This is a genomic window from Roseateles sp. P5_E11, assembly GCF_054049355.1.
The window spans coordinates 1-1,634 of sequence record NZ_JBFUMO010000899.1 but is presented as its reverse complement, the minus strand read 5'-3'; the positions used below and the strand labels follow the sequence as shown (position 1 = coordinate 1,634).

At 66.7% G+C, this 1,634-nt stretch carries 3 protein-coding genes; all 3 read left to right on the top strand.

Annotated elements, in window-relative coordinates:
- A partial coding sequence (locus tag ACXJKR_RS31890; RefSeq protein ID WP_457326262.1) for a HEAT repeat domain-containing protein occupies nt 1-456 on the top strand: 456 nt, incomplete at its 5' end.
- Nucleotides 453-791, top strand: coding sequence for a ferredoxin FdxA (gene fdxA, locus ACXJKR_RS31885; RefSeq protein ID WP_457326261.1), 339 nt, complete (start codon nt 453-455; stop codon nt 789-791). The genes ACXJKR_RS31890 and fdxA, both read left to right, overlap by 4 nt.
- Nucleotides 792-861: 70 nt before the next feature.
- Nucleotides 862-1,634, top strand: a 773-nt coding sequence (locus ACXJKR_RS31880; protein WP_457326260.1) for an ABC transporter substrate-binding protein, incomplete at its 3' end; no start/stop codon positions are given.

Below are 1,634 nucleotides of genomic sequence, written 5' to 3'. Positions count from 1 at the left end.
CACGACACAGATGCCGAAGTCCGCCGCGTCGCTGTCGGTGCGCTGAGCTTTGCCAACGATGCCGAGGTCAGCGTGCACCCGGCTCTCAGCCGCGCGCTGGCCGACCCGGTGTGGCAAGTGCGCGAGGAAGCTGCCACGACCTTCGCCAAGACCGGCTCGGCGCTGGGCGTGCCCAACCTCGTGCGCGCCATGGACGACGAGTACTGGCAGGTGCGGGTGAAGGCCGCTCGGTCCTTGGGCAAGCTGAAGGCGCGCGACGGCGTGATGGCGCTGGTGGAGGCGCTGATCCATCCGGTCAGCAACCTGCGCAAGGAAGCCGTCATCGCGCTGGGCGAGATCGGCGACCCGCGCGCCATCACGCCGCTGGAACGCACGCTGCGCGATCCCGACCCGGACGTGCGCAAACTGTCCAAGCTGGCCCTCACAACGATTCAAATGAATGGAGGTGCGGCATGACCTTCGTCGTCACCGAGGCTTGCATCCGCTGCAAGTACACCGACTGCGTCGCCGCCTGCCCCGTGGAGTGCTTCCACGAAGGCCCTGACTTTCTCGTCATCGACCCCAGCGCCTGCATCGACTGCGGCGTCTGCGTACCGGAGTGTCCGGTCGAGGCCATCTTCGACGAGAAGGACCTGCCCCCCGAACAGCGCGAATACGCCGAACTGAACCGGCGCCTGGCCGCGCAATGGCCGCTCATCACTGCCGCACAGGAACCGCTGCCCGATGCCGAGCACTGGGCCAACCAGACGCACAAGCGCGCCCTGCTGACGGAGACCGCCGCGCCCGCCTGAGACCCGGCGCGGCGCAGGCACCGATCTTGCGCCGCTGCTTCTGAACCTACCCGACTGCCAGGAGATTGAGATGAAGTTGCCCCAGCTCTCGCATGTTTCCGCCACCCTCGCGAAGTGCCTCGCGCTCTGCGCGGCCTTCCTGGCCCCGCAGGCCCACGCCGCCAAGGAGGTGGTGACCATCGGCATCGGCACGCAGAACACCACCACCAACACCGTCACCGGTGGCGTGGTGCTCAAGGAGCTGAAGCTGCTGGAGAAGCACCTGCCCAAGACGGGCAAGTACGCCAACATCGAGTGGAAGCTCGACTGGCAGAACTTCACTTCCGGCCCGCCCATCACCAACGGCATGGTCGCCGGCAAGCTGCAGATCGGCATGATGGGCGACTACCCGCTGCTGGTGAACGGCGCCACCGGGCAGCTCAACAAGGGCAACGAGACCCAGCTCGTCGCCGTCATCGCCTACAACGCCTTCGGCTCGGGCAACGGCGTCGTGGTGCACAAGGACAGCCCCTACTACGAGCTGGCCGACCTCAAGGGCAAGACGGTGTCGGTGCCGTTCGGCTCGGCAGCACACGGCATGATGCTGCAGGCCATGCAGGAGCGCGGCTGGCCGGCGGACTACTGGAACCTCGTCAGCCAGAGCCCCGAGGTGGGCACCACCAATCTGCAGGAAAAGAAGATCGACGCCCACGGCGACTTCGTGCCCTTCGCCGACCTGCTGCCGCAGCGCGGCTTCGCCCGCAAGATCTTCGACGGCGCACAGACCAAGGTGCCGACCTTCCACGGCGTCGTCGTGCGCAAGGAATTCGCCGACAAATACCCCGAGGCCGTTGTGGCCTACAT

Bases quoted from the DNA above. Each gene is read 5' to 3' on its own strand.
- fdxA (WP_457326261.1), top strand. From the start codon at position 453: ATGACCTTCGTCGTCACCGAGGCTTGCATCCGCTGCAAGTACACCGAC.